The 25,246-nt window shown below is 63.6% G+C and carries 24 protein-coding genes; 16 read left to right on the top strand and 8 right to left on the bottom strand.

Annotation, left to right across the window (positions count from 1 at the left end; genetic code table 11):
- Positions 1 to 29: 29 nt before the first annotated feature.
- The 8 genes from pyk to O0882_RS06720 all read left to right on the top strand — a co-directional run bounded on the left by pyk (position 30) and on the right by O0882_RS06720 (position 8,759).
- On the top strand, positions 30 to 1,478 hold the full coding sequence (pyk, locus tag O0882_RS06755; protein WP_289946342.1) for a pyruvate kinase: 1,449 nt from the start codon (positions 30 to 32) through the stop codon (positions 1,476 to 1,478).
- Between the two features lie 79 nt (positions 1,479 to 1,557).
- Complete coding sequence (fba, locus tag O0882_RS06750) at positions 1,558 to 2,622, top strand: class II fructose-bisphosphate aldolase (protein ID WP_071075342.1); 1,065 nt, start codon at positions 1,558 to 1,560, stop codon at positions 2,620 to 2,622.
- A gap of 108 nt (positions 2,623 to 2,730) precedes the next feature.
- The gene (locus tag O0882_RS06745; protein ID WP_289946339.1) at positions 2,731 to 3,624 is read left to right on the top strand and encodes a phosphoribosylaminoimidazolesuccinocarboxamide synthase; all 894 of its coding nucleotides are present in this window, start codon (positions 2,731 to 2,733) and stop codon (positions 3,622 to 3,624) included.
- Between the two features lies 1 nt (position 3,625).
- Positions 3,626 to 4,132, top strand: coding sequence for a 5-(carboxyamino)imidazole ribonucleotide mutase (gene purE, locus O0882_RS06740; RefSeq protein WP_289946336.1), 507 nt, complete (start codon positions 3,626 to 3,628; stop codon positions 4,130 to 4,132).
- 15 nt (positions 4,133 to 4,147) lie between these two features.
- Positions 4,148 to 5,344: a 5-(carboxyamino)imidazole ribonucleotide synthase gene (locus tag O0882_RS06735; protein WP_289946334.1), complete on the top strand. Its 1,197-nt coding sequence runs from the start codon at positions 4,148 to 4,150 to the stop codon at positions 5,342 to 5,344.
- A complete protein-coding gene (locus O0882_RS06730) occupies positions 5,341 to 6,360 on the top strand; it encodes an L-threonylcarbamoyladenylate synthase (RefSeq protein ID WP_289946331.1) in 1,020 nt (339 codons plus the stop codon). The genes O0882_RS06735 and O0882_RS06730 overlap by 4 nt, the downstream gene beginning before the upstream one ends.
- Positions 6,361 to 6,602: 242 nt before the next feature.
- The gene (locus tag O0882_RS06725; RefSeq protein WP_289946330.1) at positions 6,603 to 7,973 is read left to right on the top strand and encodes an SGNH/GDSL hydrolase family protein; all 1,371 of its coding nucleotides are present in this window, start codon (positions 6,603 to 6,605) and stop codon (positions 7,971 to 7,973) included.
- Between the two features lie 99 nt (positions 7,974 to 8,072).
- On the top strand, positions 8,073 to 8,759 hold the full coding sequence (locus O0882_RS06720) for an OmpW family outer membrane protein (RefSeq protein WP_289946329.1): 687 nt from the start codon (positions 8,073 to 8,075) through the stop codon (positions 8,757 to 8,759).
- Between the two features lie 38 nt (positions 8,760 to 8,797).
- On the opposite strand, the gene O0882_RS06715 is transcribed toward O0882_RS06720, so the two are convergent.
- Positions 8,798 to 9,304, bottom strand: a complete 507-nt coding sequence (locus O0882_RS06715; protein WP_096237985.1) for a flavin reductase family protein — start codon at positions 9,302 to 9,304, stop codon at positions 8,798 to 8,800.
- A 176-nt stretch (positions 9,305 to 9,480) separates the two neighbouring features.
- Between O0882_RS06715 and msrA the strand changes: the two genes are divergently transcribed.
- Complete coding sequence (msrA, locus tag O0882_RS06710) at positions 9,481 to 10,014, top strand: peptide-methionine (S)-S-oxide reductase MsrA (RefSeq protein ID WP_289946327.1); 534 nt, start codon at positions 9,481 to 9,483, stop codon at positions 10,012 to 10,014.
- 27 nt (positions 10,015 to 10,041) lie between these two features.
- On the opposite strand, the gene O0882_RS06705 is transcribed toward msrA, so the two are convergent.
- Positions 10,042 to 11,277, bottom strand: a complete 1,236-nt coding sequence (locus O0882_RS06705; protein ID WP_289946326.1) for a cyclopropane-fatty-acyl-phospholipid synthase family protein — start codon at positions 11,275 to 11,277, stop codon at positions 10,042 to 10,044.
- A gap of 127 nt (positions 11,278 to 11,404) precedes the next feature.
- A complete protein-coding gene (pdxH, locus tag O0882_RS06700) occupies positions 11,405 to 12,613 on the bottom strand; it encodes a pyridoxamine 5'-phosphate oxidase (protein ID WP_289946325.1) in 1,209 nt (402 codons plus the stop codon).
- A 112-nt stretch (positions 12,614 to 12,725) separates the two neighbouring features.
- On the opposite strand from pdxH, the gene O0882_RS06695 reads away from it, so the two are divergent.
- From O0882_RS06695 to cysK, 3 genes are all read left to right on the top strand, one after another.
- Positions 12,726 to 13,571 carry a tRNA threonylcarbamoyladenosine dehydratase gene (locus O0882_RS06695; RefSeq protein WP_289946324.1) on the top strand — a complete coding sequence of 282 codons (846 nt, stop codon included), beginning with the start codon at positions 12,726 to 12,728 and terminating at the stop codon, positions 13,569 to 13,571.
- Positions 13,572 to 13,735: 164 nt separating this feature from the next.
- Positions 13,736 to 14,200, top strand: coding sequence for an FKBP-type peptidyl-prolyl cis-trans isomerase (locus O0882_RS06690; RefSeq protein ID WP_096237983.1), 465 nt, complete (start codon positions 13,736 to 13,738; stop codon positions 14,198 to 14,200).
- Between the two features lie 84 nt (positions 14,201 to 14,284).
- Positions 14,285 to 15,217 carry a cysteine synthase A gene (gene cysK / locus O0882_RS06685; RefSeq protein ID WP_289946322.1) on the top strand — a complete coding sequence of 311 codons (933 nt, stop codon included), beginning with the start codon at positions 14,285 to 14,287 and terminating at the stop codon, positions 15,215 to 15,217.
- Here the strand turns inward: cysK and O0882_RS06680 are convergent.
- Positions 15,178 to 16,473, bottom strand: a complete 1,296-nt coding sequence (locus O0882_RS06680; RefSeq protein WP_289946320.1) for a GDSL-type esterase/lipase family protein — start codon at positions 16,471 to 16,473, stop codon at positions 15,178 to 15,180. The two genes, cysK and O0882_RS06680, sit on opposite strands and share 40 nt — an antisense overlap.
- A 99-nt stretch (positions 16,474 to 16,572) precedes the next feature.
- On the opposite strand from O0882_RS06680, the gene O0882_RS06675 reads away from it, so the two are divergent.
- Together O0882_RS06675 and O0882_RS06670 are read left to right on the top strand one after the other, a co-directional pair.
- Positions 16,573 to 17,478, top strand: a complete 906-nt coding sequence (locus O0882_RS06675) for a LysR family transcriptional regulator (protein ID WP_289946319.1) — start codon at positions 16,573 to 16,575, stop codon at positions 17,476 to 17,478.
- A gap of 89 nt (positions 17,479 to 17,567) precedes the next feature.
- Entirely contained in the window at positions 17,568 to 17,969 is a 402-nt protein-coding gene (locus tag O0882_RS06670) for a DUF2809 domain-containing protein (RefSeq protein WP_289946317.1), read from the top strand.
- 2 nt (positions 17,970 to 17,971) lie between these two features.
- Here O0882_RS06670 and O0882_RS06665 read toward each other — a convergent pair whose 3' ends face one another.
- The 3 genes from O0882_RS06665 to O0882_RS06655 all read right to left on the bottom strand — a co-directional run bounded on the left by O0882_RS06665 (position 17,972) and on the right by O0882_RS06655 (position 21,971).
- Entirely contained in the window at positions 17,972 to 20,791 is a 2,820-nt protein-coding gene (locus O0882_RS06665; RefSeq protein ID WP_289946315.1) for a pitrilysin family protein, read from the bottom strand.
- 79 nt (positions 20,792 to 20,870) lie between these two features.
- Positions 20,871 to 21,242 carry a hypothetical protein gene (locus O0882_RS06660; RefSeq protein WP_289946313.1) on the bottom strand — a complete coding sequence of 124 codons (372 nt, stop codon included), beginning with the start codon at positions 21,240 to 21,242 and terminating at the stop codon, positions 20,871 to 20,873.
- The gene (locus tag O0882_RS06655; protein WP_289946312.1) at positions 21,243 to 21,971 is read right to left on the bottom strand and encodes a hypothetical protein; all 729 of its coding nucleotides are present in this window, start codon (positions 21,969 to 21,971) and stop codon (positions 21,243 to 21,245) included.
- A gap of 213 nt (positions 21,972 to 22,184) precedes the next feature.
- On the opposite strand from O0882_RS06655, the gene O0882_RS06650 reads away from it, so the two are divergent.
- Positions 22,185 to 23,957 (top strand): GGDEF domain-containing protein, encoded by a 1,773-nt coding sequence (locus tag O0882_RS06650; RefSeq protein WP_289946310.1) that lies wholly within the window; start codon positions 22,185 to 22,187, stop codon positions 23,955 to 23,957.
- Here O0882_RS06650 and O0882_RS06645 read toward each other — a convergent pair.
- Positions 23,947 to 24,429 carry a CinA family protein gene (locus tag O0882_RS06645; protein ID WP_289946309.1) on the bottom strand — a complete coding sequence of 161 codons (483 nt, stop codon included), beginning with the start codon at positions 24,427 to 24,429 and terminating at the stop codon, positions 23,947 to 23,949. The two genes, O0882_RS06650 and O0882_RS06645, sit on opposite strands and share 11 nt — an antisense overlap.
- Positions 24,430 to 24,651: 222 nt before the next feature.
- Between O0882_RS06645 and O0882_RS06640 the strand changes: the two genes are divergently transcribed.
- Complete coding sequence (locus O0882_RS06640; protein ID WP_289946307.1) at positions 24,652 to 25,245, top strand: YfiR family protein; 594 nt, start codon at positions 24,652 to 24,654, stop codon at positions 25,243 to 25,245.
- Position 25,246 lies beyond the last annotated feature (1 nt).

Below are 25,246 nucleotides of genomic sequence, written 5' to 3'. Positions count from 1 at the left end.
CTCACCTTCGCTCGCGCACAAGGATTCTTATGCCACGTGGTACAAAAATCGTAGCAACAATCGGCCCTGCCTCCACGGACTTCGATATCCTGGTCAAAATGATACGTGCGGGCGTCGACGTGGTGCGCTTGAATTTTTCCCACGGCAAGGCGCAAGACCATATCGACCGCGCCGCGCTGGTACGCCTGGCGGCAGCTGAATGCGGCCGCGAAGTGGCCATCATGGCCGACATGCAGGGCCCGAAGATTCGTGTCGGCAAGTTTGAAAACACCCGCATCCAGCTCGAAGCGGGCGAGCGCTTCATCCTCGACGCCAAGTGGGGAGAAAACGGCGAACTGGGCAACCAGGAGCGGGTCGGCCTCGACTACAAGGCCTTGCCGCGCGACTTGCACAAGGGCGACGTGCTGCTGCTGAACGATGGCCTCATCGTGCTGATCGTCGAGCGCATCCACGGCAGCGAAATCCACACCACCGTCAAGATTGGCGGCGAGTTGTCGAACAACAAGGGCATCAACCGCCAGGGCGGCGGCCTGTCCGCGCCCGCGCTGACGGCCAAGGATATGGAAGATATCAAGACGGCCATGAGTTTCCAGGCCGACTATCTGGCCATTTCCTTCCCGAAATGCGCGACCGACATGGAAATGGCACGCCAGCTGGCCAATATCGCCGGAGAGCCCTACCACCACAAGCCGATGATGATCGCCAAGATCGAGCGCGCCGAAGCCATTCCTGCCTTGCAAGAGATTCTCGACGCCTCCGACGGCATCATGGTGGCGCGCGGCGACCTGGCCGTGGAAGTGGGCAATGCGGCCGTGCCGGCCTTGCAGAAGCGCATGATCAAGATGGCGCGCGCGTCGAACAAGCTGGCCATTACGGCCACGCAGATGATGGAATCGATGATCGTCAACGCCGTGCCCACGCGCGCCGAAGTGTCCGACGTGGCCAATGCCGTGCTCGATGGCACGGACGCCGTCATGACGTCGGCCGAAACGGCCTCGGGCAAGTATCCGATCGAGACGGTGGAAATGATGGCCGCCATCTGCGTCGAGGCGGAACAGTCCGAATACAACAAGCTCGATGCCGATTTCCTCAACGTCACATTTACCCGCATCGACCAGTCGATCGCGTATGGCGCGCTGTTCACGGCCCACCATTTGCGCGTCAAAGCCATCGTGGCGCTGACGGAATCCGGTTCCACCGCCTTGTGGATGAGCCGCCACAGCATCGACACGCCGATCTACGCGCTCACGCCCAGTGTGACGACTTTGCGCAAAGCCGCGCTGTACCGCAATGTTCGGGCGTATCATCTGATGCAGAACGCCCCCAGCGCACAAGTGCTGAAGCAGGCGGAAGAGCTGCTGGTGGCGCAGGGCATCGTCAAAAAAGGTGACATGATCGTCGTCACCTGGGGCGAGCCGATGGGTCAGGTGGGCGGTACCAATGCCCTGAAAATTGTGAAGGTAGGCGAATTCGACTAAGGTCCAAGAATTCAGGCGCTGGCGCGGCGATGAGCCGCGAAGCGCCGCAACGGTTTCTATTGTTATCTGGAGTATTACCATGTCTCTCGTATCCATGCGTCAACTGCTGGACCATGCCGCCGAAAACGGTTATGGCATTCCTGCTTTCAACGTCAATAACCTGGAGCAAGTGCAAGCCATCATGGCCGCCGCCGATGCCTTGAACTCGCCGGTGATCATGCAAGCGTCCGCTGGCGCGCGCAAGTACGCCGGTGAAGCGTTCCTGCGTCACCTGATCGACGCCGCCGTCGAAGCGTATCCGCACATTCCCGTCGTCATGCACCAGGATCACGGCCAGTCGCCGGCCGTCTGCATGGCCGCCATCCGCTCGGGTTTTACTTCCGTGATGATGGACGGTTCGCTGGAAGCGGACGGCAAGTCGGTCGCCTCCTACGAATACAACGTGGAAGTGTCGCGTGAAGTGGTGAAATTCTCGCACGCCATCGGCGTGACGGTGGAAGCGGAACTGGGCGTGCTCGGTTCGCTGGAAACCATGAAGGGCGACAAGGAAGACGGCCACGGCGCCGACGGCACCATGACGCGCGAGCAACTGCTGACGGACGTGGCGCAAGCTGCCGACTTCGTGCAGCGCACCCAGTGCGACGCCCTGGCGATCGCCATCGGCACCTCGCACGGTGCGTATAAATTCACGCGCAAGCCAACGGGCGACATCCTGGCCATCGACCGCATCAAGGAAATCCACGCGCGCATCCCGAACACCCATCTGGTGATGCACGGTTCCTCGTCGGTGCCGCAGGAATTGCTGGCCATCATCCGCGAATTCGGCGGCGACATGAAGGAAACCTATGGCGTGCCAGTGGAAGAAATCCAGGAAGGCATCCGTCACGGCGTGCGCAAGATCAACATCGACACCGATATCCGCCTGGCGATGACGGCCGCGATCCGCAAATACCTGTTTGAAAATCCATCGAAATTCGACCCGCGCGACTACCTGAAGCCAGCCCGTCTTGCTGCAGAGCAAATCGTGCGCGCCCGCATGCAGGCATTCGGTTGCGAAGGCCAGGCGTCGAAAATCAAGGTCATCACGATGGAAAAAATGGCCGAGCGCTACAAGGCCGGCGAGCTGTCGCAAATTGTGAAGTAAAATTCTGTCTGGAACGGGCCGGAAGCCGCATCTCCGTGCCCGATTTTCTCGACCGGCGGGCGCCTTCCCTGCCTGCCGGTTTCGTTTCATCCAACTATTCCCCCCGCTATGAACAGCCTCTATCAGACTTCCATCCACTCCCTGCCATTGCTGGGCCACGGCAAGGTCCGCGACAATTACGCCGTCGGCGACGACAAGATCCTGATCGTCACCACGGACCGCCTGTCGGCCTTCGATGTCGTCATGAACGAGCCTATCCCCGGCAAGGGCAAGGTCCTCAACCAGATGAGCGACTTCTGGTTCGAGAAACTGGGCCATATCGTGCCGAATCACCTGACCGGCGTGGCACCGGAATCCGTTGTGGCGCCCGATGAAGTGGAGCAAGTCCAGGGCCGCGCCGTGGTGGCCAAGCGCTTGAAACCCATCATGGTCGAGGCGGTCGTGCGCGGCTACATCATCGGCTCGGGCTGGAAAGACTATCAAGAGACAGGCAGCATCTGCGGCATCCAGTTGCCAGCCGGCCTGCAACAGGCGGAAAAGCTGCCGGAACCGATCTTCACCCCGGCGGCCAAGGCCGAGCTGGGCGAGCATGACGAAAACATCAGCTTTGCTGAAATGGAAGAGCGCATCGGCGCCGAACTGGCAGCCAAGATGCGTGACGTCGCCATCGCCCTGTACAAGACGGCCGCCGAGTACGCCGCCACGCGCGGCATCATCATCGCCGATACCAAGTTCGAATTCGGCCTGGACGACAATGGCGTCATGCATCTGATGGATGAAGTACTGACGGCCGACTCGTCGCGCTTCTGGCCTGCCGATTCCTACCAGCCTGGCATCTCGCCACCGTCGTTCGACAAGCAATTCGTGCGCGACTACCTGGAAACACTGACCTGGGGCAAGACCGCACCGGCGCCCGCGCTGCCAGCCGACGTCATCGAAAAAACCCAGGCCAAGTATTTTGAAGCCATCGAACGCCTGACGGGCGAGAAGCTGAAGGCCTGAAATGAGTGAGCACAAGTTGAACCCCAAGCCGCTGGTCGGCGTCATCATGGGGTCGTCCTCGGACTGGGAAGTGATGCAGAACGCGGTTGCCATCCTGAAACAGTTTGGCGTGCCGTACGAAGCGCAAGTCATTTCCGCGCACCGCATGCCCGACGAGATGTATGCGTACGCGAAAAGCGCGCGCGCGCGCGGCTTGCGCGCCATCATCGCCGGCGCCGGCGGCGCGGCCCACCTGCCTGGCATGGTGGCGGCGATGACCATCGTGCCCGTGCTGGGCGTGCCCGTGCCGTCGAAATACTTGCGCGGCGAAGATTCCATGTTGTCCATCCTGCAAATGCCCAAGGGCGTGCCGGTGGCCACTTTCGCCATCGGCGAAGCGGGTGCGGCGAATGCGGCGCTGACGGCGGTGGCGATGCTTGCCGCCAACGACGACGCCCTGGCCGACCAGCTCGAAGCCTTCCGTACCTCGCAAACGGCCGCCGCCAAGGCCATGGTCTTGCCTGAATAATGTGTTTGAAAAATAATGAATAGTAAATCGACTCCCCCATTGCTGCCCGCCGCCAACCCACCGGCGTGGCTGGGCGTGATGGGTGGCGGCCAGCTCGGCCGCATGTTTGCCCAGGCCGCCCAGAGCATGGGCTATCAGGTTGCCGTACTGGAACCGTCCGATGCCTGCCCTGCGGGGCAGGTGGCGCAGCGCCTGGTCAATGCCGGCTACAACGATGCAGCCGGGCTCGACGCCCTGGCGGCGCAATGCCTGGCCGTCACCACGGAATTTGAAAACGTGCCGGCCGACAGCCTGTCGCGCCTGGCCGAACGCGTGTTTGTTGCCCCCAACGCCCACGGCGTGTCGGTGGCGCAAGACCGCATCGCGGAAAAGCGTTTCTTTGTCGACTGCGCCTCGAAATCGGGCGTACTGCCGGCGCCGCACATGGTCATCGCCACGCAGGCCGATATCGACGGCATAGTCGACGACTTGCTGCCAGGCATACTGAAAACCGTGCGCATGGGCTATGACGGCAAGGGCCAGTTCCGCGTGCGCACGCGCGACGAGGTGCGCGCCGCGTTCGCGGAAATGGGCGAGGTAACTTGCCTGTTGGAAAAAATGCTGCCGCTGGCGTATGAAGTGTCGGTGCTGACGGCGCGCGGCGTGGACGGCCAGTCGGTCGTGTACCCGATCGCCGAAAACGTGCACCGCGACGGCGTGCTGTTTACCACCACCGTGCCGGGTCCGAACGTGTCGGACGACTGCGCCGCCAAGGCGCAGCGGGCGGCGCAAGCCATGGTCGCCGAACTCGGCTATGTCGGCGTGCTGTGCATCGAATTTTTCGTGCTGACCGATGGCAGCCTGGTGGTCAACGAAATGGCGCCGCGTCCGCACAACAGCGGCCATTACACGATGGATGCCTGCGTCACCAGCCAGTTCGCGCAGCAGGTGCGGGCCATGGCGCGCCTGCCGCTGGGCGACGTGCGCCAGCATTCGCCGGCCGTGATGCTCAACATCCTGGGCGACGCCTGGTTTGCCGACGGCAGCGATGCTGCCTGCGAACCGGCCTGGGACCAGGTGCTGGCGCTGCCTGGCGCCTGCCTGCATCTGTATGGCAAGGACGATCCGCGCCGTGGCCGCAAGATGGGCCATCTGACCTTCATCGCGGCCACCTTGCCAGAGGCGCAGCAACGCCTGCGCGATGCTTGCGTGATCCTGGGAATCGCGCCGTGAGCGTGCCCGCACAAGACCTGGCGGCGGCCGCCGCCGTGCTGGAAGCGGGCGGCCTCGTCGCATTTCCGACAGAAACAGTGTACGGCCTGGGCGCCGATGCGGAAAATCCGGCCGCCGTGGCGCGCATCTACGAAGCCAAGGGCCGCCCCTCGGACCATCCCGTGATCGTGCACGTGGCACCCGGTGCCGACCTGGCGCACTGGTCCGATGACATCCCGCCCGAAGCGCAGCAGCTGGTGGCCGCTTTCTGGCCCGGCCCGCTGACCCTGATCGTCAAGCGCGCCGCGCATATTCCCGACGCCGTTTCCGGCGGCCAGGACACGGTGGGCCTGCGTTGCCCGTCGCATCCGGTGGCTATCGCATTGCTACGCACCTTCAAGGGCGGCAAGGGCGGCCTGGCGGCGCCGTCGGCGAACAAATTCGGCAACGTCAGCCCCACCACGGCGCAGCATGTGCGCGATGAATTCGCGGCGGAACTGGACAGCGGCTTGCTGGGCCAGATCCTCGATGGCGGCCAGAGCGAGGTCGGTATCGAGTCGACCATCGTCGACCTGTCGCGCCTGGCCACGCACGGTCCCGTACTCTTGCGTCCCGGCCATATCAGCAGCGAGCAGATCGCCGCCGTCATCGGCCGCGCACCGGCCATGGCGGACGCGGCCGCGCCGCGCGCCTCGGGCACGCTGGAATCGCATTACGCACCGCATACGCCTGTTGCGATGCAGCACAGCGACGACGTGCGCGCCACCTTGAACCGCTTGCTCAATGACGGGCGCCGCGTGGCCCTGATCCATTACTCGGACTTGCCGCCGGCCAGCGCCAGCGTGCGCCTGGCAGCGACCCCGGAAAATTACGCACATGCGCTGTATGCCTCGCTGCGCACGATGGACCAGGTCGGCGCCGAGCTGATACTCGTCGAAGCACCGCCCACCGGCCCCGCGTGGCTGGGCGTGAATGACCGTTTGCGGCGCGCCGCGTTCGGCTCAAGTGGTATCTTGCAGCAGTTTCTATCCGCATAATGAAAAGCCCCGCAAGGGGCTTTTTCTTGATGCAGCGCAATAGCGATGCTTGCCACGAAACATCTTATATCCTCCATAATTCAGCTGATCGCCCGGTCATGACAGGGCGCTGGCGGTGTTGTTATTTCGTTGATTTTTAAAACATATTTTCTATACAAGCCCGAGGAACGATGGCATATTAGTTGGGTAGCGAATAGCACGCCCGTTCGTTTAGAAACCAGAAAAAAGACCGAGGAGACAAAATGCATCAAACAAAATTCGCGCTGGCCGTGCTGGCTGCGGCTGTCCTGGCAGGTTGCGGCGGCGCCAGTGGCGGTGATCAAACCTTGAAAGTCAAATACACGGCGCAGGTGTCGTTCGGCGACAGCCTGTCCGATGTCGGTTCGTATGCGGTCGGCACGGTCCTTGCCCTGAAAGGCGGCAAATTCACCATCAATGGCGACAATACCGCCATCAATCCCGAGCTGACCGGCAAGAACTGGACCGAGCACCTGGCCGCGCAATTCGGCCTGCCAGCACCATGCGCCGCGCAAACCGGCCTGGACGGCAATGCGGCCCAGGGCTTTTCGGTACCATCGGTCAAGAAGGCCGGCTGCTTCGGTTACGCCATGGGCGGCTCGCGCGTGACCAACCCGGTCGGCCCGAACAACAAATTGACGGGCAGCGCGCTGGGCGCCCTGACCGTGCCGGTGACCACCCAGATCGCCAACCACCTGGCGGCATCGGGCGGCAAGTTCAGCGGCACCGAAGTAGTGTTCGTGATGGCGGGCGGCAATGACTTGCTGTTCCAGCTGGGCTCCTTGCAAGCGGCAGCGACGGCCGCCGGCACCGCCGCCGGCAGCGCCACGTTTGCCAGCACCCTGATTCCGCTGCTGGCCGCCGGCGCCACCAATCCTGCCACCGCCGGTGCCGCCATTACCGCTGCCGTACGCACGGCAAGCGCGGCGCCAGGCGCCACCACCACCACGATCGTGCAAGCTGCGGTTGGCACCGCTGCTGTGCAGCCTGGCAATTCGGCGGTCGCTTCGGCCGCCGTGTATGGCCCGATGGTTGCCACGGCACAAACCGCCGCCACCGCCGCTGGCGCCAAGGCCGGCGCCGACTACGCCGCCGCCAACGGTCCGGCACTGGTGACCGCGATGGGCACGGCCGGCACCGAACTGGTAGCGCTGGTGAAAGACCAGATCATCGCCAAGGGCGCGACCCATGTGGTCGTCAACAACCTGCCGGACGTGGCCAATACGCCATCGGGCCTGAACAAGGATGCCAATACCAAGGCCTTGATCAATGCCATGGTAAGCGCCTTCAATACCCAGATCAGCACCGGCCTGGCCGCGAATGACAAGGTCTTGCTGGTCGACGTGTTTGCCGTCAGCCACGACCAGGCCAGCAACCCTGGTCCGTATGGCCTGACCAACGTCAAGGAACCGGCATGCGACCTGACCGCTGCCAAGAATCCGCTGGGCAGCTCGCTGGTGTGCAACGGCAGCAACCTGATCGCCGGCGACGTCAGCCATTACTCCTATGCCGACGATGTGCATCCTTCGCCGTTCAACAACCTGTTGCTGGCCCGTTATGTGGCCAAGGACATGGTCGTGCGGGGCTGGCTGTAAGGAATGGCCGCGCCGGCTGCGTCCCCGGGACGTGGCTGGCGCTGGCAGTGACAAGACTGGATAGCCTGAGCTATCCGCACATAATGATCAGGAGACAAGATGAAGAATCATTTGAATACCGCCGTGCGCGTACTGGCCGCGGTTGCCGCGATGACCGTGGCGACGGGCGCCTCGGCGCAAAGCGCCGGCACCTGGATGGCCAAGGTTGGTCTCAACAAGATCACGCCGCACGTGGACAGTGGCGACATTTCCGCACCGGCACTGCCGGGCACGAAAGCCGACGTCAAGGCCGATACCAAGCCCATCCTGACCTTTGCCTACATGATCACGGACAATATTTCCGCTGAAATGATCCTGGGCGTGCCGTACAAGCATGACCTGATGGGTGATGGTTCGATCAAGGGCACGGGCAAGCTGGGGACGGCCGAAGCCTTGCCGCCAACGGCCTTCATCCAGTACCGTTTCTTCCAGCCCAATGCGATGATCCGTCCTTACGTGGGCGCTGGCTTGACGTATGCCTATTTCCAGAAAGAAAAAGGCTCGGGCCAGATGACGGCCTTGCTGGATCCGGGTGGAAAACCAGTCACCTACCGCATGGACAACAAGCTGACAGGCAGCCTGGTGGTCGGCAGCACCGTGGCCATCAACGAGCGCTGGTTCGCCGATGTGGCCGTGGTCAAGACCTACCTGAAAACCAAGGCGAAATTCTCGACGGGGCAGACGCAGGACATCAAGCTCGACCCGGTTGCCGTGAGTATCAGCATCGGGTACAACTTTACGCTGTAAAACAAAAAATCCGCCTCGGCGGATTTTTTTTGTCCCGCTCAGGCTGGCGGTGTATTGAACTTTCCATTGTGGAAGATCAACGGTGGTTGCGCGGCAAATGCGCATTGTTCCACTTCGCCCACGAAAATGACGTGGTCGCCTTCCGGATAGCGGCTGCGGTTATGGCATTCGAACCACGCCGACGCGCCTTTCAGGATGGGCTGGCCCGTGCGCGACAGTTCGTATTCGACGTCGTCGAAGGGATTCGGCGTGCGGCGTGCAAAGCGCTGTGCCAGTTCCGCCTGCTCGGCGCCCAGCACATTGATGACGTAATGCGAGTTGCCGCTGAAAATGGGCATGCTGTTCGCCACGGAACCGAGGCTCCACAGCACCAGGGGCGGCGACAGCGAAACGGAATTGAAGGAACTGGCCGTCAAGCCGCGGAAACTGCCGTCGGCCAGGCGCGTGGTAATGACCGTCACGCCGGTGGCAAACTGCGACAATGCCTGACGGAAATGTGTCGTATCGAATTCTTGCGCTGGCGCGCGGGGAGAGCGTGTGTTCATGGGTGACCTGTCTATTTGCTGACATTATGCCAAAAATCGGCCGTGCCAGCGCAATCGTGGCCGGCGTACGCTGATGTGCGGTGCACCACGCGCCGTTTCAAGCGGCACTGCAGGCCATGGCGCTTTGCGTTACAGTAGTGAAATGATACGTCGCACAGGCGTTGCGGGAGGACATCATGAACCAACAGACGGAAGTGGCGGTATTCGGCGGCGGCTGTTTCTGGTGCCTCGCTGCCGTGTATGGGGAGGTGCGCGGCGTGACGCGCGTCGCCTCCGGCTACACGGGCGGCAGCGTGCCCGATCCCACGTATGAACAGGTGTGCGCGGGCGATACGGGCCACGCGGAAGTGGTGCGCCTGGAATTCGATCCCGCCGTCATCGCTTACCACGACTTGCTGGAAATCTTTTTCACGCTGCACGATCCCACCACCCTGAACCGGCAGGGCAACGATGTCGGCACGCAATACCGTTCCGTCATCTATTACCAGTCGGCGGAGCAGGAAAGCGTGGCGCGCAAGGTGCTGGCCGAGATGGCCGGCGTGTGGGATGCGCCCATCGTCACCCAGCTGGCGCCGGCAGCCACCTTTTACACGGCCGAGGATTGCCACCAGAATTATGTCGCGCAGCATCCCTTGCAGGGTTATTGCGCGCTGGTCGTCGCGCCCAAGGTGGAGAAATTCCGCGCTATGTACGCGGGACGCCTGAAGTGAGGCAATCCCCGGTGCCGCGCGCGCCTGTCAGGGCGTGAGCACGGGCGCCGGCCTGGCATCCTGCGCATACATGTAGTTGCGCGACCAGGGCAGGGTGGCGGAGCGCCGGCCCGCCTTCACGCAGACGATCTGGTACAGGCTGATCAAATCTTGCTCGAAGGCATAGGCGCAGCCGGCCAGGTAGACGTGCCAGATGCGGAAGCGCCGCTCGCCCGCCAGCGGACGAATTTGCTCGGCATGGGCTTCGAAATTTTCCGTCCACAGGGCGCAGGTGCGCGCATAGTGGCGCCGCAGGTTTTCCACGTCCAGCACTTCCAGCCCCCCTTGCTGCATGGTTTTCAGGACATTGCCGATGTGCGCCAGCTCGCCGTGCGGAAACACATATTTCTCGATGAATTCCCCGCCCCCATACGGCGTTTCGCCATTCTCCGGATCGGTCGAGGTGATGCCGTGGTTCATCGCCATGCCGTCCGGTGCCAGCAGCTTGTTGAGGATGGAAAAGTAGTCGGGCAAGTGTTTCAAACCCACGTGCTCGAACATGCCCACGCTGGTGATGCGGTCGAACTGGCCCGTCACGTCGCGGTAGTCTTGCAGGCGGATCTCGATCAAGTGCGCCAGGCCGGCCGCCGCCACGCGCTGGCGCGCCAGCGCGTACTGGTTTTCCGACAGGGTCACGCCCACGCAGCGGGCGCCATATTGCTGCGCGGCACGCATGACGAGCGCACCCCAGCCGCAGCCGATGTCGAGCAGGGTCTGGCCCGGCTGCAGCTGGATTTTCTTCAGGATATGGTCGATCTTCTTGACTTGCGCCTGCGCCAGGGTTTCATCGCCATGTTCGAAATAGGCACAGGAATACACGAGAGCGGGGTCGAGAAATTGTTCATAAAACGCGTTCGACACGTCGTAGTGGTAGCGGATGGCTTCGGCATCCTTGCTCTTGTCGTGCGTAAAGCTGCGCACGATGCGGGCCAGCTTGCCTTCCGGTTTCAAGGTATTGCGCGCCAGGGCATTGCAGATGGAAATCATGTCCTGGGCCGTGCCCTTGACTTCGATATTGCCTTCCACATAGGCCGAACCCAGATTGGCCAGCGAGGGGTTCAGCAAATAGCGGGCCGAGGCGACGGTCGGCAGGCGGATCGTGACGCGCGGCGCTTCGCTGGACAGGTCGACATGCTGGCCGTTCCACAATTCGATGCGCAGCGGCAAGGCGGTCTTGCTGCGGATGCTGGCGATCCAGGACTTGAGTTGGTTTTGTACAAACAAAATGGCCTCCAATGCAGCCGCCGCCGTGGCAGCCGCAAATTGAGAAACAATGTCATTTAGTAACTTCTACCCTCATAGCCTACACCTATATTGACCAGCTTGCTTTGCGCCGCCTTGACCAGCTTGCTCAGGGTTGCAAGCGTTGCATGCTCCATTGCCCGTCGGCACCGCGCGTAAATACGATGCGGTCGTGGAAGCGCGAACGGCGTCCCTGCCAGAATTCGATACGCTCCGGCTGCAAGCAGTAGCCGCCCCAGTGGGCCGGGCGCGGCGGCTGGGCGTCGCCGAAAGTGGCGGCCACGGCCTCATAATGGCTTTCCAGTGTGGCCCGGCTGTCGATGGGGGCGCTTTGCTGCGAGGCAATCGCCGACAAGCGGCTTTGCAGGGGGCGCATATTGAAATACTCGTCGCTCTCGGCCGCCGTGGTTTTCACCACCGTGCCTTCGATGCGCACTTGCCGTTCCAGCTCGCGCCAGAAGAACAACAGGGCGGCGTGCGGGTTGTGTTCCAGTTGCTGGCCCTTGTCGCTGTGGTAATTCGTGTACCAGGTAAAGCCGCGCTCGTCGAACTGCTTGATCAGCACGATGCGCGAGCTGGGCTTGCCGTCGGGACTGACGGTGGACAAGTCCATCGCGTTCGGCTCCATCACCTGGGCCTTGACGGCTTCGGTAAACCATTTCTGGAACATGGCGATGGGATCGGCCAGCACATCCGTCTCGCTCAGGCTCGATTGCACGTAATCGGTGCGCATGGCTGCCAGCACGGCGGCCGCGTCCGGCACTGCGGGAGCTTCCGGCGCATCGGGCGCGATGCCGCGGCGGCGCTGCATGGCCGTGCCCAGTTGCTCCATCTGCTGCGCGCTGAACAGGCGCTTGGCCATGGGCGCCAGTTGCCCTTCTTCCTTGGCCATGTGGGCCTGGTAGGCGGCGACATAGTCGCGCACGCCATCGTGCGACAGCTGCGAGTCCGTGCCGGCGGCAATGGCGTCCAGTTCCGGGCGCAGGGTCAGCCAGGCCTGGTCCATGCGCTGGTGGTCGGCCAGGATTTCCGGCACCAGAGTGGCCAGCAGGGCCGCGTCCTCGCCCGTGGCCGTCGCCTGCAGCATGGGCATCAGGTCTTGCTCTTCATCATCATGGTGCAGATGGGCAGCTTTATTGAAGTATTGCAACACTGCCTTGGCCGCCTGCTGCGCTTCCGGCGTGTTGCCGTTCTGTCCCAGGTGGCCCAGCAGATTTTGCAGGGTCGTCAGCTGCTTGCGGATCTTGTCGTGGCAATGCTTGAGCACGGCGATGGGCTGGTCAAAGCCGGGAACGGAGTCGAACAGGGGAGAGGTCATGGCGAGTTCTCGAGGTGGGCGGTGTGGGGGCGCGGCGACAATGCGGCTTGTCGCTGTGTCAATTCGGCTATTTTAGAATATCTGCCAGCGCAGTGTCCGTTAAAATGGCGCCATGCATACCTCCACCAATGAACTAATTTCCATGGACTTGACCGAGATCGATTTTGAACGGCGTTTCGGCGGCATTGCCCGCCTGTACGGCGCCCCCGCGTTGGCACGCTTCCGCGCCGCCCATGTGTGTGTGATCGGTGTGGGCGGCGTCGGTTCCTGGATCGTCGAAGCGCTGGCGCGCAGCGCCATCGGCCGTCTGACCCTGATCGACCTCGACAATGTTGCCGAATCGAACATCAATCGCCAGATCCAGGCCATGAGCGACACCATCGGCAAGGCCAAGATCACGGCCCTGGCCGAACGCATCGAGCTGATCAACCCCTTGTGCCAGGTGACGCAGATCGAGGATTTTATTGCCCCCGATAACCTGGAGCAGTTGCTGGGCGGGCGCCATTTCGACTACCTGGTCGACGCCATCGACAATGCCAAGGCGAAGGCGGCCGTGATCGCGTATTGCCGCGCGCGCAATGTCCCCATGCTGACCATCGGCAGCGCGGGCGGGCAGACGGACCCGACCCTGATCGCCGTGCGCGACCTGTCGAAAACGGAGCAGGAGCCGCTGCTCAAGCGCGTACGCAAACTGTTGCGCACCGAATATGGTTTCCCCCGTGGCGTGAAAAACAAATTCAATGTCGACGCCGTGTTTTCCATGGAGCCGCTGAGCACCCCCGAGAGCGCCGAAGCATGCGCCATCGATGGCAGCGCGCCCGCCGGCGTCACGGGCCTCAATTGCGCCGGCTTCGGTTCCAGCGTGGTGGTGACGGCCAGCTTCGGCATGGTGGCGGCCGCCCATGCGCTGAAAAGCTTGCGCCAGCCTGGTGCCTCAGCCTTGCCGGACCTTGTCTAAGTCCATGCCGGCAGCGCCAGTTCTTCTTGCGCGCCGACAGCGGGCGTGCAAAGTGTAAGTCTTGTGACAGGGTTTTCAACTTCGGGCAGCGGTTTGCTATTATTGTTGTCCCTGCGCTATCTGGACTGCAGGGATCTCACCGAAACTCACTGAAAGAAACCATCATGACGCGTAGCTCCGTTTTGTTTGCCCTGATCTGCTCCGTCGCCGCGTCGCTGGCGCAGGCACAGGCGCCAGCGCCTGTTCCCGCCTCCGCCGTCTCGCTGAGCCCCGGCCCTGTCGCCGATAAACTGATCGTGATCGACAACAAGGTCGGCACCGGCAAGGAAGCGTCCGCCGGCAATAACGTCACCGTGCACTACACGGGCTGGCTGTACCGTCCCCTGGCGAAAGATTCGCGCGGCAAGAAGTTCGACAGCTCCGTGGGCCGTGGCCCGTTTGACTTCCCGCTCGGCAAGGGCATGGTCATCAAGGGTTGGGACCAGGGCGTGGCCGGCATGAAAGTGGGCGGCAAGCGCACCCTGATCATTCCAGGCGAACTGGCCTACGGTCCGCGCGGCGCCGGCAATGGCGACATTCCGCCGAACTCGGCACTGATCTTCGACGTGGAATTGCTGGACGTTAAGTAATTGTTCCGTTTGGCGGCGGCGCATGCTCGCGCTGCCGCTAAAAGCGGTAGACTGGGGATTCTTGAAATAGCGGAGATTCCTTCCATGAACATCGCCAACGACGTCACTGAACTGATCGGCAACACCCCCCTGGTGCGCATCAACCGCATCGCCGCCGGCAGTGTGGCCACCATTCTGGCCAAACTCGAATTCTACAATCCCGCGCACAGCGTCAAGGACCGCATCGGCCTGTCCATGATCGTTGCGGCCGAAGCCGCTGGCAAGATCCATGCCGATACCGTCATCGTCGAGCCTACCAGTGGCAACACGGGCATCGCGCTGGCCATGGTCTGCGCCGCGCGCGGCTACCGTTGCACCCTCGTCATGCCCGACACCATGAGCCGCGAACGGCGCATCCTGCTGCGCGCCTACGGCGCCGAGCTGGTGCTCACGCCCGGCAGCGAAGGCATGCTGGGCGCCATCCGCAAGGCCGAGGAAATGGTGGCGGCCGAGCCGCGCTACCTGATGCTGCAGCAATTCAACAATCCCGCCAATCCCGCCATCCACCGCGCCACGACGGCCGAGGAAATCTGGCGCGATACGGATGGGCAAGTCGATATCGTCGTGGCCGGCGTGGGCACGGGCGGCACGATTACCGGCATCGGCGAAGTGCTGAAGGAACGCAAGCCCGGTCTGCAAGTGATTGCCGTGGAACCGGAAGCGTCGCCGATGCTGTCGAAAGGCACCAAGGGGCCGCACCCGATCCAGGGCATCGGCGCCGGTTTCGTGCCGCAGATTTTGAACACGGCCATCTACGATGAAATCATCTGCGTCAAGAACGACGATGCGTTCGCCACGGCGCGTCTGGCCGCCAGCGATGAAGGTTTATTGGTCGGCATCTCGTCGGGCGCCGCCCTGTGGGCATCCCTGCAGGTGGCACGCCGTCCGGAAAACGCGGGCAAGACCATCGTCACCATCATCCCGTCGTTTGGCGAGCGCTACCTGAGCACGGCGCTGTATGCAGGCCTGGGCGACTGATTTTTATTGAACAGTAGCGGCAGGTCTATCCCTTCCGCCAGCGCCCGGTTGCCTGCGTCACCCGGGTGCAAATGGTCGCCCGAGTCGTAGGCGGGCAGCAGGCGCTGCGGGTGCGCGGGGTCGCGCGCCCATGCATCGAAGTCGAGCACGGCGTCGAACGTGCCGCTGGCGCGTATCCACGCGTTCAGTTGCTGGCGCAGCGCATCTTTATCAGGCTGATAATAGTCGTCCAGGGGCGTGCCGGGCAGGGCGCCTGCGAACGGCGTCAGGGTGGCGCCGAGCACGCGCACGCCGCGGCGGCGGGCCTGGGCGACCAGCCGGGCGTAGCCGGCCGTCAACTCCTCCAGGGTCGGCCTTGGTGCCCGTGGCGCGAACGCCGTGCCGGGCCAGCTGATGTCATTGATCCCCAACAAGACGACGACCGTGCGCACGCCCGGCTGCGCCAGCACGTCGCGCCCGAAACGCGCCAGGGCGTTCTCGCCCATGCCGTCGGACAATAGCCGCCCTCCGGAAATGCCCGCATTGATCACGGCCACGCCGTGCGGCGCCAGGCGCCGGGCCAGAAAGTCGGGCCAGCGTGCATCGATCCCCAGGCTGGCGCTGGCGCCGTCGGTGATCGAGTCGCCGAGGATGGCCACGGCTTGCGCCCCCGGTGCCGCCTCCACCTCGATGGCGCTCAGTAAAAGGCGCGCCGTGGTGGTCTGCACGCCGGGTGCGTCATCGATGCGGATGGCGCGGGTCTGATCCTGCGGCGCGATCCACGCCGTCTCGCGGCCATCCCAGTGAAACGTGGAGACGGGACTGGCCTGCGGCAGGTGAAGGCTCACCGTCAGCCGCGCCAGGTCCGGCACGGACAGCTCGACGGGGTCGCTGACGAGCGGCGCGCCCGGCGCCACGCTGGCCGAGGGCTGGCCGGAAAACGTGAGCGTGCGCAGGCTGGCGGCGTCGATGGCCGAACCGGAAGCGGCCAGCGCCACGGTGGCCGCGCCGATGCGCAGCGGCACCTTGCCGTAGGCGTTCGACAGCACGATGCGCACGCGCGGGCCGCCCACGCTGAGGCGCGCCACCTGGCGCACGGTCTGCGCTTGCAGCACGGCGGGCACATTGCTGGGGAACAGGAAGTCGCTGCCCCACACGGCTTGCGGGCTGGCTGTCCAGCTGGCCAGCCAGCTGGTATCGGCGTTGGCGGCCTGGACAGGGCTGGCGCCCAGTGCCAAGCTCAGCAGGGCGGCGGGGAGGAGGGAGTATCGTTGCATGGCGGCTCGTTTCATCAAGGGGAATGTGCGCATGATGAAAGCAAAGCCATTTATGCACTAGACTATCCTATCGAAGAACATTTATGAGTTGAATTCACAATGGCCAGACTGGAAGTGAACCGTTCCGGTGAGTTGGAAGTGTTTGTGCGCGTGGTCGAACTGGGCGGCTTTTCCGCCGCCGCGCGCGCCTGCGGCATGACGCCGTCGGCCGTCAGCAAGCTCGTGTCCCGGCTGGAAGAGCGTCTGGGCGCGCGCCTGCTGAACCGCTCCACGCGCCAGCTGCAGCTGACGGCCGAAGGCTGCGGCCTGTATGAACGGGGAACACAGGTGCTGGCGGCGCTGGACGAGGCCGAGCGCTGCGCGGGCGCGCAGGATGTGCCGCGTGGCAAGATCAGGGTGAATGCGAACGTGCCGTTCGGCCAGCATTTTTTGCTGCCGCTGGCGCCGCTGTTTCTTGAACGCTACCCCGAGGTGACGCTCGACATCGTGCTCACGGATGTAGTCGTCGATATCCTCGAACAACGCACGGACGTGGCCGTGCGGGCAGGCTCCCTGAAAAGTTCCAGCCTGCTGGCGCGCAAGCTGGGTCAGACGCGCATGGTGATCGTGGCGTCGCCATCCTACCTGGCGCGGCGCGGCACGCCGCTGTTGCCTGCCGACCTGGCGTCGCACAATCTGCTCGACGCCAATTACGCGCGCGCCCGCTCGGGCTGGCCGCTGCGCCTGCCCGAGGGCGACCTGGTCGTGCCGGTTACCGGCAATGCGCAGGCCAGCGATGGCGAAGCCTTGCGGCAACTGGCGCTGGCGGGACTGGGACTGGCGCGCCTGGCCGCCTTCCAGGTGCGCGCCGATCTCGCGGCCGGGTGCTTGCAGGCCGTGCTGGAAGCGTTCAACCCCGGCGACAGCGAGGAAGTGCATGCCGTGTTTGTGGGCCAAGGCGGCCATGTGCCGCTGCGCGTGCGCGTTTTTCTCGACTTCCTGGCGCAGCATGTCGACCTGGCTTGATGCGATAGGCTGCAGGCGGACACGGCCGCGCAGTACAATATCGGACGGGCCGCAATGGTTCGGCCCGAATTGTGTCTTTGAATGGAAATATGTTCCTGGTAAAACCTGAACGCCGCCGCCTGCTGCAGGTGGGCGCAACCGTGGCTGTCATCGCGCTGGGCCTGGCCTCGCGCGCTTATCCCCAATTTCTTCCCGCCGCGCTCGGCAAATATCCGGGCGACGCCCTGTGGGCCATGATGATTGTCTTTGCGCTGGGCGCCATCGCCACGCGCATGCGCACGTGGCAGCTGGCATTGTGGTCTTTGCTGATTTGCTTTGCCGTGGAATTCGGCCAGCTGGTCCAGGCGTCATGGCTCGTCGAGTTGCGTGCGCATCCGCTGGGGCACCTGGTGCTCGGTTCCACCTTCGGCTGGGCCGACTTGATCGCCTACACGGCCGGTGTGGCCGTGGCGGCGTTCATCGACAAGCTGGCGCTGTTCAAGCGCCGCTAGTCTTACTTGGCGTTACCCTCCTTGAGGTTACCTTCGGCATCGCGCAATTCCACGGGCGCCAGCTTCAGCTTCGACAATTGCGGGGCGATCTTCGCCTTGTCGCCCACGCCGATGACGATCAGCTTTTCCGGCTGCAGGTATTTCTTCGCCACCTGTTGCACCTGCTTGTCCGTCACGCCCGCAAAGCGCTGCGGCAGGGTCGCGTAGTAGTCGAGGCCCAGGCCGTAGATATACACGTTGGCCATGCTGGCGCTGATGCTGGCATTCGTCTCGAACTGGCCCGGCAGCGACAGCACCTGCGAATTGCGCGCATTCGACAATTCCCTGGCCGTCAACGGCTTGGCGATCATGGCGCGGATTTCCTTGAAGGTTTCCGACACGGCAGGACCCGTCACGTCCGTGCGCACGCCGGCGGCAATCGAGAACGGTCCCGGCTGGCTGCGGTACTGGAATTGCGAGCGCACGCCATACGTGTAGCCCTTTTCTTCGCGCAGATTATTGCTCAGCCGACTCGTAAACAAGCCGCCCAGCGCCGCATTCATGACTTGCAGCGGCGCATAATCGGGCGTCGTGCGGGCCACGGCGATGGTCGACAGGCGCACGGCCGTCTGCGGCGCGCCCGGCTTGTCGACCAGGATCAGTTTTGCTTTTGTCGTGGCCGGCGCCGCCGTCACGGAAGGCGCCACCGCGCCCGCTTTCCAGCTGCCGAACCTGGCTTCGGCCAGCGCCTTCAATTCCGCGACAGCGATGTCGCCCGAGACGATCAGGGCCGCATTGTTGGGCACGTAATGCTGCTGCCAGAACGCCTGCAGGTCGGCGCGGCTGGTGGCTTTCAGGGCCGCTTCCGTACCCAGCTGGATAAAGCCGTATGGATGTTGCGGGCCATACAGGGCCGCCGCTTCCACGCGGGCCGCCACGGCCCCCGCGTTTTCGCGCTGCTGTGCCAGTTCGCCGATGCGGCTGGCGCGCTGGCGTTCCACCTCGGCCGACGGGAATTGCGGGTGCTGCACCACGTCGGCCAGCACGTCGAGCGCTTGCGGGAAGGTGGTTTTCAGCGACGTCAGCTGGGCGAACGAGGCGTCCGCACCGGAGCCCGTGCCCAGGAAGGCGCCGAGCTGCGCCACGTCGTCGGCGATCTGCGGCGCGCTGCGCGTGGCCGTGCCTTCCTGCAGCAATTGCGCCGTAAAGCTAGATAAGCCCGGCTGCGCCAGCGGATTGGCGCCCGAACCGCTTTTCACCACCAGCTGGCTGGAAATCAGCGGCACGGCCGGGTTGTAATTGTGGATCACGGTCAAGCCATTGCTCAGGGTGAAGGACGTCGCTTGTGGCAGCACAATCTTTGGCGCGGGACCGGCGGCCGGCACCTTGTTACGCCACGGCTCGTCCGTATTGATGGCCGTGCCTGGTGCCGCCTTGACCTTGCCCGGCGCTGGCGTCGCCACTTCCGGGCCCAGGTCCGGCGTGCCCGGCACGCCATACACGACCACGCGCGCCTGGTTTTTCAGGTAGGTGTCGACGGCGCGCCGCACGCCAGCCGCCGTCACCTGGCGGTAGCGCTCGATATCCTTGCCCAGGTAGCCGGGGTCGCCCAGGTACTGGTTGTACTGGTTCATCATGTTGGCGTTGCCGCCCACTTTTTCCACCTGGCTCAGCATGGCTGTTTCGATGCTGTTGCGGGCCCGCTCGATTTCCTTCTCGCTGGGCCCCTGGGCGCGCAATTGCTCCAGCTCCGCCTGCATGGCTTGCTCGATTTCCTCGGGCTGGTGGCCGGGGCGGGCCGTCACGTCGAGGCTAAACACGGAAGTGAGGGCGTTCGAGCTCTGGTTGGCGCCCACGTCCTGCGCGATCTGCTTGTCGTACACCAACGATTTATATAAACGGCTGGATTTGCCGCCGGCCAGGATGTGCGCGGCCATCGACAGTTCCGCGTCATCCTTTGCGTAGGCGGACGGCGTCAGCCAGGCCATGAAGACGCGCGGCAGTTCGACCCGGTCCTGCACCACGATGCGGCGTTCCTGCGTGATGGGCGGCGTCACCACATCGGGTTTCGCTACGGCGGGGCCGCTCTTGAAGCTGCCGAAGTATTTGTTGACCAGTTGCTTGGTTTTCGCCTTGTCGATGTCGCCGGCGATCACCAGGCTGGCATTGTTGGGACCATAGTATTTGGTAAAGAATTCCTTGATGTCGGCCAGCTTCGCGTTCTGGATGTCCGCATGCGAACCGATGACGCTGGCGTAATACGGGTGGGTCTTCGGGAACAGCTGGTGGTACAGGGCTTCCTGCACGATGCCATACGGGGCGTTTTCCACGCTCTGGCGGCGTTCGTTGCGCACCACGTCCTGCTGGTTCGTCAGCGCCGTCTGGTCGAGCACGTCGAGCAGATAGCCCATGCGGTCGGAATGGGCCCACAGGGCCAGTTCCAGCTGGTTCGACGGCACCGTGTCGAAATAATTGGTGCGGTCGAAATCCGTGCTGCCGTTCGAATCGGTGGCGCCCGCGCCTTCGAGCAACTGGTCGGCCATGCCGCGCGGTACGTGCTTGGTGGCGGCAAACATCATGTGTTCGAACAAGTGCGCAAAGCCCGTCAGGCCCGGTGCTTCATTGGCCGGACCCACGTGATACCAGACATTGACGGCCGTGACGGGCAATTTATGGTCTTCCACGAGGATCACGTCGAGGCCATTCGGCAGCGTGTATTTTTCGTAGGCAACATTTGGCACGGCCGTCGCGGCGGCTGCGCCGGCGGCGTGGGCGAGGTTCAGGGGGGCGCCGTACAGCGACAGCAACAGGGCGGGTATGGCCAGCAATTTGATCGGTTTCATGCATGCTTCCAGGCTAGGGTGGGGGAAGACGCTGCGCGTCGCTCGTGGCTGGCGCAGCGCGACAGTGCTACGCTCGGTGCTACAGTTTATACAGCAGGGCCGCGCCGCCCAGCACCAGCAGCGCGCAGGCGACGGAGACGATGGCGGCTGCGCCCAGCAAACGCCATTCGCGCGGCGTAAAGCCGGCCGGCCCGGCCGGCGATGGCGATGGTGCCGGCGCTTGCGGCGCGGGCTGGTGCATGGCTGGCGCCGGCAAGGCCGGCAAGCCGCCCGCCGCGCGCGCCTGCGCCGCCAGCGCTTGCGTGGCGGCGTCCAGCAGGGCCAGCTGGCGCTCGACGGTTTCCGCCAGCACCGCTTCGTTCAGCGCCACCAGGGCGAATATCGGGTCATCGACGTCGATCTTGATGCCCGTCTTGTCGAACACATGGCTGCGCAGTTTGTGCTGGTCCATCTACCATTGCACCTTGTCGAGCTGTTCGAAGATGTCGCGGTAGACGACCTTGATGCGCTGTTTTTCCATGATGTTGAACTTGTCGTTCTGCATCACTTCCTGCATCGTCAGGCGTGCCGTATTCATTTTCTTGACATCCGCGCCGAAGGTGTCGGGATTGCGCTGGCTCAAGGTGATGCTGCCTTTCACGCGCGCGCGGTTGTCGGCATACGACTGCGATTCGACAAACTGCTTGCCGGACGCCGATTGCAGCAGGCCGAAGTGTTCGTTTTGCCACAGCACCAGCGGCACTTTCGTCGCTTGCGCCGTGGCGACAAAACCCGTGGCCGTGTCGTGCAGGGTGTCGCCGCCGCCGACGATGGTGTGGATGTACACCTTGCGGCCCGATTCTTCCAGCAGCGAGAAACAATCGTTTTCCAGCAGATAGCCCATCAGCGGCGAAAAGGTATTCGCGCCATTGTCGATCACGCAGTTGCCGTCTGTGTCGAGGATGTCGATCATCAGCGCGTCAAAGCGTTTCGGGTCGATGTTGCGCGCATCCGTCATCACAGGCACGTGCTTGACCTGCATCGCCTTGTAGCGCGAGAACGTGGCGTTTTCCTGATCGGTGTCATAGCAGCGCAAGGGCGTGTCGTCCTTGCCGCCTATCCACTGGGCCAGCAGGGTCGATACCAGGGTCTTGCCGATGCCACCCTTGCCCTGCAGGATGAAATGTACCGTGTTTTGCATTGCGACTACTCCAAGTTGTTGCGTCAGTGACAATCAAAGATCCGTGACAGCGGCGCAGGCGCCAGGCCAGGCCACGACTGGCATTTTTACCACAATCGTTTGCGAATATGCCATGCGGGACAGCGAATCTGGTTATGATGTTAATCAGGATACCATTGATACAGAGCAAGTTTTGTGTGAAAAATCCACCCCCAGAGTGTGAACGAGGACGCAGTGCCGATCTCCAGTCTCGATAAAGCCGACATTGACCGTTTGAATCAGCAAGCCCTGTCTTGCCTGGTCGGCAACCGCCGCCAGGCACGCCGGCTGGCGCAGATGGCGCTGGCGGCGGCGCAACGACAACAGTATGCGCGCGGCGGCGCGTATGCGGAACTGAATCATTGCTGGCTGGCGTATTACGCGGGCGAGGCCGAACCGTCGTGCGAGCGCCTGTACGCGTATTTCCAGCACAGCGGCGACCTGGAAGGGGGCATGGAAGTGGCCGCCCTGCAGGGCGCGTATGCGAGCCGGCGCGGCGACTTTGCCGATGCCGAGCAGCATTTCCTGCAAGCGCGCAGCCAGGCCGCGCAGATACCCGACTCACTGCACAAGTTCATGCTGTATGCGCGTCTGGGCGTCGATGCCCTGAACCGTGGCGATACGCAAGACGGCCCGCGCAATTTTTTGCTGGCGCTGGACATCGCCGAACGCTTCGGCAGCCCCGCGCACCGGGTCAATAGCCTGTCGAACCTGGCGTCGTCGCAGCATGACCTGGGCAACGATGAAGATGCGATTCCCCTGCTGGTCGAGGCGCTCGAGATCATCGGCACGCAAAAATTAAAATACCAGCAAACCATCGTTTCGGCCAACCTGGCCATGTGTTTATTAGCCACGGGAAAGCCGGCCGAGGCGCTGGCGCTGGTGGAACCGTTTTACGAGTGGCCGGAAGAAGACCTGGCCATCCGCGCCTTTTTGTTTTGCATTGCCGCGCACGCCGCCATCCTGCTGCGGCAGCCCGATAGCGCCTTGCAATTGCTGCTGCGCGCCGAGGACTATGCGCGCCGCGGCCAGGACCTGGAAGAGCAGATGCATGCGTGGCTGGTGCGCGGCAAGCTGGACCTGCACGCGGGCCAGACGGCGCAGGCGCTGGCCTCGCTGACGCAGGCGCACAGCCTGCTGAGCTGGACGCGCAATCCGTTTCACCAGCAGCAGATTTTGCGGGGACTGGCCGAGATCAATGCCCAGCTGGGCGAATGGCAGGCGGCGTACGGCTTCTTGCAGCAATACCAGGCCGTGTTCGAGGCCAGCAGCAAGTCGGCGCGCGCCTCGCGCAGCCTGATGCGCAACCTGGAAAAGGAAATGCACAGCCTGAAAGCCGAGCGCGACAAGGCGCTGGAGCTGCAGGCGGCGCGCGAGACGGAAAACGTCAAGCTGGAACACCTGAACCGCGAACTGGCGCACCAGATCCTGCACGTCAATTCGCTGCAGGACAGCCTGAAGGAACAGGCCATGCGCGACCACCTGACGGGCTTGTACAACCGCCGCCATTTTGAAACCTGCCTCAATACCATCCTGCACGCGGCCGATGCGGATGCGCCCGTGGCCATCGCCATCATCGACCTGGATTTCTTCAAGCGCGTCAACGACACCTACGGGCATAACTTTGGCGATGAAGTGCTGATCCAGTTCGCGCGCCTGGTGGAGAGCCAGCTGCGCGGCAGCGACATGGTATGCCGCTATGGCGGCGAGGAATTCTGCCTGCTGTTGCGCGATGCCGACAGCAGCATCGCCGCGCACAAGATCGACGATATCGCCGCGCGTTACCGCCAGTTGCTGATCCGGCAGGCGCCGCACAGCTTGACGGGCTGCACCTTTTCGGCGGGCATTGCCGAGTATCCGCGCCACGGCGCCGGCCGCCACGAGTTGCTGCTGCGCGCCGACAGCGCCCTGTACGCGGCCAAGCAGGCGGGCCGCGACCGCGCCTGCATCGCCGACGCTACTGGATAAAGCGCAAGAGCCCCTGCAGCGCATGGAGGACGGCCTGTTCGCGCACGGCTTGCCGGTCGCCGGCGAATACCCGGCGCTCTGTTTGTACGCGCCCGTCCATGGCCCAGCCGAAGCAGACGGTGCCGACGGGCTTGCCGGGCACGCCGCCCGTGGGGCCGGCGATTCCCGTGGTCGAGACGGCCACCTGGGCCTCGCTGTGCGCCAGCGTTCCCTGCGCCATGGCGGCGGCCACTTCCTCGCTGACGGCGCCGTGTGCGGCGATCAGCTCGGCGGGCACGCCCAGCATGCTGCTTTTGGCCCCGTTGGAATAGGTGACGAAGCCCCGTTCGAACCAGGCGCTCGACCCGCTGATGTCGGTGACGGCCTGGGCCACGCCGCCGCCCGTGCACGATTCGGCCGTGGCCAGCAGCAGGCCCTTCGCCTGCAAGGCCAGGCCGACGGCGGTGGAGAGGGAGGCGAGTGCGTTGCTCATGGAGGACTCCTGCATGCGGTGGTAAGGGTGGCGAGACTGTAGCATGGCCAACGGTAAAAGAAACTTTCCCCGGTACCAGCGAAAATGCGTACACTCTTTTATACATTTGCTACCACTTCGGGCCGGCAGGCGCTCTGTCGCTGCGCCACCCTGGTGCGCATCGCCCGAACCGGCAAGCGGCATGGTGCCGCGCCTTCGTATGCATTATCTTACTCGGTTGTCATGGCAATTCTGAACTGGACCTGGTGGCGTCATCCTGGCCCCCTGCGCCGCCCGCTTCGCTGGGGCTGGCTATTGCTGCTCCTGGGCGTGCTGTGCGCCGAGGCGCGGGCACAGGTGCCGGGTGAGCTGGAACGTCAGGTCAAGGCCGCGTATCTGTACAAGTTTGCCGGTTTTGTCGAGTGGCCCGACGGCAGCTTTGCCCGGCCCGACTCTGCGCTGGTGATCGGCGTGGCGGGCGCCGATGCGCTGGCCGAGCAGCTCGAACAGAGCGTGGCCGGGCACAGCGTCAACGGCCGCGCCGTGCAGGTGAAAAAAGTGCGCCGCGGCGAAACGCTGGCCGGGCTGCACGTGCTGTACCTGGGCGCGCTGGAAAAAACGGCGCTGCAGGAGATGCTGGCCGCCAGCCGTGGCCTGGCGTTGTTGACGGTGTCCGATTCGGATGAGGTCTACGCGATGGGCAGCATGATTAATTTTGTGATGGCCGAAGACAAGGTCCGCTTCGACGTGGCCTTAAAACCCGTGGCGCAGGCGCATATCCGCATCAGCGCGCGCATGCTGCTGGCCGCCTATCGCGTGCAGACGGGGGGCGCCTGAC

It is taken from the genome of Janthinobacterium sp. SUN073, from assembly GCF_030397665.1.
Classification (GTDB): Bacteria; Pseudomonadota; Gammaproteobacteria; order Burkholderiales; family Burkholderiaceae_D; genus Janthinobacterium.
The sequence above is the reverse complement of the archived record's forward strand: the minus strand, read 5'-3'. Positions and strand labels throughout refer to the sequence as shown.

What these genes read in the sequence shown, in the direction of transcription:
- pyk (WP_289946342.1), top strand. Translation starts at nt 30, where the DNA reads ATGCCACGTGGTACAAAAATCGTAGCAACAATCGGCCCTGCCTCCACG.
- fba (WP_071075342.1), top strand. Translation starts at nt 1,558, where the DNA reads ATGTCTCTCGTATCCATGCGTCAACTGCTGGACCATGCCGCCGAAAAC.
- O0882_RS06745 (WP_289946339.1), top strand. Translation starts at nt 2,731, where the DNA reads ATGAACAGCCTCTATCAGACTTCCATCCACTCCCTGCCATTGCTGGGC.
- purE (WP_289946336.1), top strand. Translation starts at nt 3,626, where the DNA reads ATGAGTGAGCACAAGTTGAACCCCAAGCCGCTGGTCGGCGTCATCATG.
- O0882_RS06735 (WP_289946334.1), top strand. Translation starts at nt 4,148, where the DNA reads ATGAATAGTAAATCGACTCCCCCATTGCTGCCCGCCGCCAACCCACCG.
- O0882_RS06725 (WP_289946330.1), top strand. Translation starts at nt 6,603, where the DNA reads ATGCATCAAACAAAATTCGCGCTGGCCGTGCTGGCTGCGGCTGTCCTG.
- O0882_RS06720 (WP_289946329.1), top strand. Translation starts at nt 8,073, where the DNA reads ATGAAGAATCATTTGAATACCGCCGTGCGCGTACTGGCCGCGGTTGCC.
- O0882_RS06715 (WP_096237985.1), bottom strand. Translation starts at nt 9,304, where the DNA reads ATGAACACACGCTCTCCCCGCGCGCCAGCGCAAGAATTCGATACGACA.
- msrA (WP_289946327.1), top strand. Translation starts at nt 9,481, where the DNA reads ATGAACCAACAGACGGAAGTGGCGGTATTCGGCGGCGGCTGTTTCTGG.
- pdxH (WP_289946325.1), bottom strand. Translation starts at nt 12,613, where the DNA reads ATGACCTCTCCCCTGTTCGACTCCGTTCCCGGCTTTGACCAGCCCATC.
- O0882_RS06695 (WP_289946324.1), top strand. Translation starts at nt 12,726, where the DNA reads ATGCATACCTCCACCAATGAACTAATTTCCATGGACTTGACCGAGATC.
- O0882_RS06690 (WP_096237983.1), top strand. Translation starts at nt 13,736, where the DNA reads ATGACGCGTAGCTCCGTTTTGTTTGCCCTGATCTGCTCCGTCGCCGCG.
- cysK (WP_289946322.1), top strand. Translation starts at nt 14,285, where the DNA reads ATGAACATCGCCAACGACGTCACTGAACTGATCGGCAACACCCCCCTG.
- O0882_RS06680 (WP_289946320.1), bottom strand. Translation starts at nt 16,473, where the DNA reads ATGCAACGATACTCCCTCCTCCCCGCCGCCCTGCTGAGCTTGGCACTG.
- O0882_RS06675 (WP_289946319.1), top strand. Translation starts at nt 16,573, where the DNA reads ATGGCCAGACTGGAAGTGAACCGTTCCGGTGAGTTGGAAGTGTTTGTG.
- O0882_RS06670 (WP_289946317.1), top strand. Translation starts at nt 17,568, where the DNA reads ATGTTCCTGGTAAAACCTGAACGCCGCCGCCTGCTGCAGGTGGGCGCA.
- O0882_RS06665 (WP_289946315.1), bottom strand. Translation starts at nt 20,791, where the DNA reads ATGAAACCGATCAAATTGCTGGCCATACCCGCCCTGTTGCTGTCGCTG.
- O0882_RS06660 (WP_289946313.1), bottom strand. Translation starts at nt 21,242, where the DNA reads ATGGACCAGCACAAACTGCGCAGCCATGTGTTCGACAAGACGGGCATC.
- O0882_RS06655 (WP_289946312.1), bottom strand. Translation starts at nt 21,971, where the DNA reads ATGCAAAACACGGTACATTTCATCCTGCAGGGCAAGGGTGGCATCGGC.
- O0882_RS06645 (WP_289946309.1), bottom strand. Translation starts at nt 24,429, where the DNA reads ATGAGCAACGCACTCGCCTCCCTCTCCACCGCCGTCGGCCTGGCCTTG.
- O0882_RS06640 (WP_289946307.1), top strand. Translation starts at nt 24,652, where the DNA reads ATGGCAATTCTGAACTGGACCTGGTGGCGTCATCCTGGCCCCCTGCGC.